Genomic DNA, 8505 nt, shown 5'->3' with positions numbered 1-8505 from the left:
AGCTTAAAAGCTAGACCAATAACGGTCGCAATTGGAGCAAGGGTAATCCAGCGTTTAGAAAAATTCATTCTCAAACCGAGAACTTCCTGACCTTCAAACTGCCCATAACAGACCACACCGGTATCTGGAATTGCACCGGCATCTGAACCGGCTTGTGGTTCTGTTAAGCAAAAACATCCAAGCCATTCGCCTGTCGCCAGTTTAGTTAAATACTTTTCTTTTTGTTCTTCTGTCCCGTAACGTTGGGTAATGCCACAAGGGAGCGAATTTTGTACACTGACAATGGTTGAAATCGCGCCATCACCTGCAGCAATTTCTTCTAAAGCAAGTACCAACGAAACATAGTCCAGACCCGCACCGCCCCATTGTTCGGATACGGTCATGCCCAATGCGCCCAGCTCACCCAGTTCTTTCAGTTCTTGTGCAGGAAATTGCGCAGTTTTATCACGTTCTGCGGCAGTAGGTTTTAACTTGTTTTGCGAATAATCCCGCAACATGTCCTGAACCATCTTTTGTTCATCATTTAAAATCATTGAGCTTCCCTTTCATGGCCAGGTTTCTATTAAATTTTTAAAAATTTGATACGCGAAAAGGTCATTTGCAACTGTTCGAGACAGGACTTCATTTTTCTATAATTTTTCTGCGAGAGATCAATCAAAAGTCGCAATTGAACGAGTTTTGCAAATGACAATGGTTTTGGTTACTTTTGACGAAACAAAAGTAACAGAATGAGCTACTTCAAAATAATTTATAGAGGTAAGACTCAGCAGTGAAAAGACCCAAGAAATTACTTAGGTTGCATACGAATCGCACCATCTAAACGAATCACTTCACCATTCAAATACGTATTTTCAAAAATATGCCCAACCAGATGAGCGAACTCTTCCGGTTTCGCTAAACGCGGTGGAAACGGTACCATTTGACCTAATGCATCCTGCACATTCTGCGGCATGGCTTTTAACATTGGTGTTTCCATAATGCCTGGCGCAATAGTCATCACACGAATGGCTTCACGTGCCAACTCACGTGCCAAAGGTAAAGTCATGGACACTACAGCACCTTTTGATGCGGCATACGCAGCTTGCCCGAGTTGTCCCTCAAATGCAGCCACTGAAGCGGTATTCACAATCACACCACGCTCTTCTTCGCCCGCTTGCAATTGATATTTCGCCATCAAACTTGCTGCAAAACGGATCATGTTAAAGGTACCACTGACATTAATATTCAGTACTTTCTGGAACATGCCCAAATCATGAATACCATCACGACCCAGCACTTTGGCTGAAGGTGCAATACCGGCACAGTTTACCAGACCATTTAACTGACCATACTGCTGTTCAATATTTTCAAAGAAAACCTTAACTGCATGCTCGTCGGTTACATCAAGTTTTACAAAAACAGAGTGCTCACCCAAACGCTGCTGCATTTCCTGACCCAGCTCTTGATTCATATCGACCATGATGACTTTTGCACCTTGCCCAACCAGATAAGTAGCTGTGGCTGCACCTAAACCTGATGCACCACCTGTCGCCACAAACACTTTTCCTTGAATTTTCATCTTCTATTCCTGTTAATTTTTTGAATGAACACTCGACTTAAGATGCAGAGTAAATGCACTCAAGCTAGAGTACAATTTCCAAATATTGCATCCTTTATGATGGATTTGGACAATCCAAGTCACGGCAGCAAAAATACGGAATACGGATATCTGTACATGAATGAACAAGACTTAAATTACAGTAAAGGCACAATCTCGATCAGTCTGGTACATGAAGCACTGCTGTCTGCACAGCATCAGGGATTGAACACTCAGAACATCTTGGTCAAATCCGGTATTCAGACTGAGCTGATGCAATCCAGTAAAGCCCGTGTCTCTGTATCGCAATATGCCCAGCTTTGGACTGAACTGGCTGATGTCATGAATGACGAATTTTTTGGTATGGACAGTCACCCCATGCGCCGCGGTAGTTTTAAGCTTTTATCCAAGTCTGTCATACACGCAGAAACCTTAGAAAAAGCCCTGCAACAGATTTTGCAATTTTTAAATTTGATTCTGGATGATTTTGTTAGCCAATTATTTGTTCAGGAAAACTACGCCTATATCGTAATTTACGAGCAAAAACACACCAAAAGAATGTTCAGTTATGCCACCTATTTAATGCTGATTCATGGTTTGATGTGCTGGTTAAGCGGACAAAGAGTTTTACTGAATCAGATTCAGCTCAAATGTGATGCGCCACTGGATGATCAAGACTATAAAGTTCGCTTTTGTGAAAACATTCAATACAATAGTAATGAAAACTACATCCAGTTCGATGCCAATTATTTAAATATTCAGATTAAACAGGATAAACAATCCTGGCATCAGTTTATTCAACAAACCCCGCACAATCTTTTAGTCCGTTTTAAAAATCCGCATGCCATTAGTTCTCAAATCCGTAAACATTTAATGAATGTTCCACCTGCCGAATGGCTTGAACTCAATGAAATTGCCCAGCGTTTAAATATGTCTGATGCCACGATGCAACGACGTTTAAAAAGCGAAGGCGTCAGTTATCAGCAGCTGAAAAATGATATCCGACGTGATACAGCCATTGAATTTCTGACTAAAACTGAAAAAACCTTGCAGGAAATTAGCGATGAATTAAGTTTTCATGATCCAAGTGCATTTCATCGTGCTTTCAAGAAATGGACGGGTGTCAGCCCAGGTGCTTATCGTCAAAACCAGGATCTATGAATTAATCTAATTAATAAAATAGTGTTTCTTTTCTCATGATTTAATAATTCTTTGCTTTTCATACGCTTAAAAAATTGATCTGTTTTTCGTCGAAATCTATTTGCAAAAAGTGACAAAATAGATTACTTTTCAATCAATTTAAAGGCATATCTTTATGCCTATCTGCTGTACTTTCTCCCCGTGTAATCACCTTAAATTAAAGGTTCTGACATGCTTAAGATGATTGATGTACTAGAGCAAAGCTTGGTGCAAAATTTTACTCATTCTCTCCATTCTCATACCAGTCAATTTGATGAGTTATTCAATCAAGGTATTTTAAATACTTCTGATTCAGCACTTCAAAATGTGGTGGTGAACTTCTTCAACCGTGCAGATGCCATTGAAGCAGCGAAAGCACTGGATATTAGCGCTGAGGGCATTCAAGCCTTGCAAAGCGGCATTGCCTTAAAAGATGATCAATATTTGGCTGATACAGCGAAAATTGTAGCACTTGGTCTGGCACTTGAAACAGATGTGCTCACTCAATTAGAAATTTCTGATTGTCTGCAAGATTTCCCTGTATAAAGTTAAAATAAATTAAAAAGCGGCTTCATTCAGCCGCTTTTTTTGGCTCAATTTGACCTATTTGTATACACATTTCTACGATATTTTTATTCATTTTCTTAAAACATGGCATTAACTCAAAGCTCTAGTTTTTGATCGATTTGTGTCGAATCAATCAAGCTATTCTGAGTCACTTTTAGGGCATCAATCAATAGCTTTCCAATCATTCCTTCCAATATGAAGATAAAAGATACTGAGGACAAAGCAACTTACCTTTAAAGAATCTTTAATTAAACATAGTTCTCTATTTAACTATTATATTTCGATACGAGTTATAGACTGTATTTTATCTAGATAAAAGTATATTTTATGTAATTACAATGAAATTTCATTGTATATTATAAATTTAAACCAACTCGTATTTTAATTTTATTCATTCTAATGTATCTTTTTGATATAAAGCATAAAATTTAATAAAACAAAAATTAATTTAATAAAATTCAGGTGGTTAAAATATAAAATTTAGCATATGCAAAATTAAGATAATTTTATAAAAATTACTGTTTTCTCTTTTCCTCATAATGACTGGCAATATCAGATCCCATACAAAGTTCGACAATTTTATGGGGTTTATATGTACGCTTTCAATTTTAAAACTAAAATACTCACTGCAATTACTCTTGGCTTAATAAGCCACTATAGTCTAGCCGCCATTCCAGATACGCTAAAGCTCGATTATGCCTATTATGCGCCTACCAGCCTGGTGGTTAAAGAACAGAAACTTTTAGAAAAAGCATTGCCTAAAACAGAAATTAAATGGGTCTTTAGTCAAGGTAGCAACCGTTCTCTTGAATATCTGAATAGTGGCAGTGTCGATTTCTCTTCCACAGCAGGTTTAGCCGCTGCACTTAGCCGTGCCAATGGTAGTCCGATTAAAACTATTTATATCCAGAGTCAGCCGGAATGGACGGCTTTAGTGGTCTCCAAAAATTCTCCAATTAAAACGATAAAAGATTTAAAAGGTAAAAAGATTGCAGCAACCAAAGGCACCGACCCTTTCCTTTTCACTTTACAGGCACTTGAAACTGCTGGCTTAAATAAAAAAGATGTTCAACTTGTACACTTGCAGCATCCGGATGGTAAAACAGCACTCGAACGTGGACAAGTAGATGCTTGGGCAGGTTTGGATCCGCTTATGGCTTCGGCACAAGTACAGTCTGGGGCAAAATTGCTGTATAGAAATGTCGGTTTTAATAGCTATAGCGTACTCAGTGTGAAAGAGCAATTTGCCAACCAGAATCCTGAAGCGATTGAGGCTGTAGTTAAGGCTTATGAACAAGCACGAAAATGGGCCAAAGCCAATCCGGCTAAACTGGCTGAATTACTGGCGCGAGAATCTAAATTGCCTGTTCCTGTGGCGAAACTTCAGCTCAGCCGAACCAATTTCGATCAAAACATTCCAACAGCCAAACATATTAATGCCTTGAAAAAATCCGGCAGCATTTTGACGGAGGAAGAACTGGTACGTAGTGGTACCAATGTCAATCAGGTTATTGATCAACTGTTTGATGCCAAATATGCACAAAAGATTGTAGGCAAATAATGAGTTTTCCTGTAGCAAGCAAAAAGACTTCTGTGCCGAGCACAGAAGTCAAACAAAACCCTTTTTTCCGCGGGATGAAATTCATAAGTAAACTGAAAGGATTGGTTATTCCTATATTGCTGCTGGTTCTGTGTGAAATTCTGGTTAACAAAGGATTGATCGAGGCTTATCTGCTTCCCGCACCTAGCAGCTTATGGCAATCTTTATTGGAATTGTCTGCAGGTGATTTATGGCTGCATATTTGGACCAGTACTTGGCGCGTATTTTTAGGTTTCTTTATTGGTAGCGGACTTGCGCTGGTTTTTGCCATTTTTGTGGGCTTAAACAAGCAAGCTGAAGAATTTCTGGAACCTTCTTTTTCAGCCATTAAATCCATTCCCAGTCTGGCCTGGATTCCTCTGTTACTGCTGTGGTTAGGTATTGATGAAGCTTCTAAAATTACCCTAATTGCCATTGGTGCATTTTTTCCAACCTATACCAATACCGTTTCAGCTATTCACGGCGTAGACCGCAAACTGATTGAAGTCGCTCAAGTTTATCGTTTGAAATATTTTCAACAAATTAAAGACATTATTCTTCCTGCCGCATCACCCGGTATTTTAACCGGTTTGCGTAATAGCCTGAGTTTATCCTGGATGTTTATGATTGCTGCTGAACTAATTGCAGCCACTCAAGGAATTGGTTATTTGCTCAGTGATGGACGGGAAACGTCCCGACCTGAAATTGTCATTATTGCGATTATCCTATTAGCGATTTTAGGAAAAATTAGCGATAACTTAATGAAAATTATTGAAAGCTGGCTGTTACGCTGGCGGGATGTGGTCAAAAAATAAAGCGCATCATGCGCTTTATTTTTTTATCGTTTTTAAGATTAATGTGGCCACTGACCTAAAGTGACACGGTCATTGCCCCCATAATCTTTCACTGTTCTCACTTCTTTATATCCGGCTTGGATAAAAATATGTCGTACAGCATCACCCTGATCATAACCATGCTCAAGTACAACCCAGCCATTCACAGTTAAATGCTTTTTACCCTGCTGGATAATGTGCTCAAGATCGGCAAGACCATGTTTATCTGCCACCAAAGCACGCTCCGGTTCTGTAGCCAAATCCTGCATATGTACATCATCTGCATCGATATACGGCGGATTAGAAACTATGACATCGAAGAACTCACGCCCCAAAGGCTTAAACCAGGAACCACAGAGAAAACGGACCTGTTCAAGATCATGCTTTGCAGCATTAAATTGTGCTACTTCTAAAGTCGGTTCATAAATATCTGTGGCAGTAACCGACCAATCCGGACGTTCAGAAGCAAGCGATAACGCTACCGCACCGGTTCCAGTGCCTAAATCGACAATTCGGGCATCTTCAGGCAAGTCTAACTTAAGTACAGTTTCAACCAGAACTTCAGTATCTGGACGCGGCACTAAAGTATCTGGAGTGACTTTTAAATCCAGTGTCCAGAATGGCTGTGAACCAGTGACATAAGCTAAAGGTTCACCTGCTGCAATACGTGCCAGACCACTACGATATGCCTGCTCTTGTTCTGCTGTTAATTGCAGATCTTTTTTCATCGGCAAATCAAAAGCATCAATTTTTGTAATGTGTTCAAGTAACCAAGCATTTTCTTGGCGTTCATAGCTTTCTGCATCACCACGTAAGGCCAAGGCCTGTGCAATATTCATTAGCCACCATTCTGCTGTGCAAGTAGTGCCAACTGATCTGCCTGATATTCACGGTGCAAACTGTCGAGCAATTCAGTTAAGTCACCTTCCATCACCGCATCTAACTTATATAAGGTTAAATTGATACGGTGATCGGTCATACGACCTTGCGGATAGTTATAGGTACGAATACGTTCTGAACGGTCACCCGAACCGACTAAGTCACGGCGCATTTCCGAAGTTGCTGCATCTGCTGCTGCACGTTTGGCATTTTCCAGACGTGAAACCAAAAGCGCCATCGCTTTGGCTTTGTTCTTATGCTGTGAACGTTCGTCCTGACATTCAACCACTGTACCGGTTGGAATATGAGTAATACGCACTGCCGAATCGGTTTTGTTAATGTGCTGACCACCTGCACCGGATGCACGATAAGTATCAATACGCAAATCTGCCGGGTTAATGTCTACCGAAGTATTCACATCCACTTCAGGTAAAATAGCTACTGTACATGCTGAAGTATGCACACGACCTTGTGATTCAGTTGCAGGTACACGCTGTACACGGTGTGCGCCACTTTCAAATTTCAGGCGACCATACACCCCTTCACCATTAATCAGGCAGATGACTTCTTTATAACCACCGTGTTCGCCTTCATTTTCAGACAGGATTTCCAGACGCCAGCCCTGCGTTTCAGCATATTTGCTATACATACGGAATAAATCGCCCGAGAAGATCGCAGCTTCATCACCACCGGTTCCGGCACGAATTTCCAGATAGGCAGAGTTGGCATCGTTTGGATCTTTCGGAATCATCAAGATATTGAGGTCTGCTTCCAGTTGTTCCAGCAGCGCCTTATTGTCTTTTATTTCTTGCTGAGCCATTTCCTTAAAGTCAGGATCGCTCAACATGGCTTCAGCAGTTTCTATATCTTCTTCGGCTTGACGGAATTTAGTCCAGACCTCGGTGATTTCGGATAGGTCACTATGTTCACGTGACAATTGACGGAAGCGTTTGTTATCTGAAATCACTTCAACGTCGGCAAGTAATGCGTTTAATTCTTCGTGACGGTCAGAAAGTTGATCTAATCGTAAACGTAACGATTCTTTCATTTTGCTAAATATCTCAATACAAAGGCTATCTCCATGCCTTATAGGACATAGATCAGCGCAAAAAAAATTGTGCCTAGTGTAACGATTCTAAGGGTGAAATGACATAGATATTGTGGGGACAAAAGCTCATATCAAAAGTGATTGTTTTAAAATGAAAGCTCAATCTATGCTAGTTTTATTCATATTTCCCGGGTAAATGCATATTTTACGAGCAATTTTCAACACTGTTAAAGAAACTTTACAAAGCAGACACTAAACACCACAACTCTAGTTGATCCTCTCCACATTGTTAGAAAAAATTTTTGTTACATTTGCCGGCATTGAAAGAACTTACTTACAACGTTCAGGTTTTGAACACGGAGTTAACTATGAAACTTAATGCATTATTATTAAGCGCAACAATGGCGACTGCATCAATGTTTACTGTTTCTGCTCATGCAGACAACTCTACTCGTATTGCTGCAACATCAGCATTAGGTAGCGTAGCAGGTACTGCGATTGGTAAACAAATGGGTGGTAATACCGGTGCAATGATCGGTTCTGCTCTTGGTGGTGCTGGTGGTGCTGCGGTTTCTGCTGATCGACGCAATCGTACTGGTGCTGCCATTGGTGGCGGTCTAGGTGGCGTAGGTGGTTATACTGTCGGTAAAAGTGTTGGCGGTACCACTGGTGGTTATGTTGGTTCAGCATTAGGTGCTGCGGGTGGTTCGGTTCTGGGTAAAAAAGTTTCAGAAGACCGTCGTGCTGACCAACGTAAATACAAAAAACACTCTAAAAAATATTATCGCAGCCATCGTTAATACACGATCTGTGAACACACAAAAAAAGCACCTTCGGGTGCTTT

At 40.4% G+C, this 8505-nt stretch carries 9 protein-coding genes; 5 read left to right on the top strand and 4 right to left on the bottom strand.

Going from position 1 to position 8505, the window contains the following annotated elements; all coding sequences use genetic code 11:
• On the bottom strand, positions 1-533 hold a 533-nt coding region (locus B2Y23_RS05260; RefSeq protein WP_291369427.1), incomplete at its 3' end, for an acyl-CoA dehydrogenase family protein.
• Between the two features lie 254 nt (positions 534-787).
• Positions 788-1558 carry a 3-hydroxyacyl-CoA dehydrogenase gene (locus tag B2Y23_RS05255; RefSeq protein WP_291369425.1) on the bottom strand — a complete coding sequence of 257 codons (771 nt, stop codon included), beginning with the start codon at positions 1556-1558 and terminating at the stop codon, positions 788-790.
• Positions 1559-1714: 156 nt separating this feature from the next.
• On the opposite strand from B2Y23_RS05255, the gene B2Y23_RS05250 reads away from it, so the two are divergent.
• From B2Y23_RS05250 to B2Y23_RS05235, 4 genes are all read left to right on the top strand, one after another.
• Positions 1715-2737, top strand: coding sequence for an AraC family transcriptional regulator (locus B2Y23_RS05250; protein ID WP_291369424.1), 1023 nt, complete (start codon positions 1715-1717; stop codon positions 2735-2737).
• 210 nt (positions 2738-2947) lie between these two features.
• Positions 2948-3301 carry a hypothetical protein gene (locus tag B2Y23_RS05245; RefSeq protein WP_291354811.1) on the top strand — a complete coding sequence of 118 codons (354 nt, stop codon included), beginning with the start codon at positions 2948-2950 and terminating at the stop codon, positions 3299-3301.
• Positions 3302-3914: 613 nt separating this feature from the next.
• Positions 3915-4883 carry an aliphatic sulfonate ABC transporter substrate-binding protein gene (locus tag B2Y23_RS05240; protein WP_291369422.1) on the top strand — a complete coding sequence of 323 codons (969 nt, stop codon included), beginning with the start codon at positions 3915-3917 and terminating at the stop codon, positions 4881-4883.
• A 74-nt stretch (positions 4884-4957) separates the two neighbouring features.
• Complete coding sequence (locus B2Y23_RS05235; protein WP_409515232.1) at positions 4958-5716, top strand: ABC transporter permease; 759 nt, start codon at positions 4958-4960, stop codon at positions 5714-5716.
• Between the two features lie 38 nt (positions 5717-5754).
• Here the strand turns inward: B2Y23_RS05235 and prmC are convergent, their stop codons facing one another.
• Both prmC and prfA read right to left on the bottom strand, forming a co-directional pair.
• Positions 5755-6573, bottom strand: a complete 819-nt coding sequence (prmC, locus tag B2Y23_RS05230; protein ID WP_291369418.1) for a peptide chain release factor N(5)-glutamine methyltransferase — start codon at positions 6571-6573, stop codon at positions 5755-5757.
• Entirely contained in the window at positions 6573-7661 is a 1089-nt protein-coding gene (gene prfA / locus B2Y23_RS05225; protein WP_291369416.1) for a peptide chain release factor 1, read from the bottom strand. Before prfA ends, prmC begins: the two co-directional genes overlap by 1 nt.
• A 368-nt stretch (positions 7662-8029) precedes the next feature.
• Here prfA and B2Y23_RS05220 point away from each other — a divergent pair, with 368 nt between their 5' ends.
• Positions 8030-8461: a hypothetical protein gene (locus B2Y23_RS05220; protein WP_291369414.1), complete on the top strand. Its 432-nt coding sequence runs from the start codon at positions 8030-8032 to the stop codon at positions 8459-8461.
• Positions 8462-8505: the final 44 nt, after the last annotated feature.

Source organism: Acinetobacter sp. UBA5934 (assembly GCF_002430855.1).
Classification (GTDB): domain Bacteria; phylum Pseudomonadota; class Gammaproteobacteria; order Pseudomonadales; family Moraxellaceae; genus Acinetobacter.
This window is presented reverse-complemented; position numbering and strand designations above follow the sequence as displayed.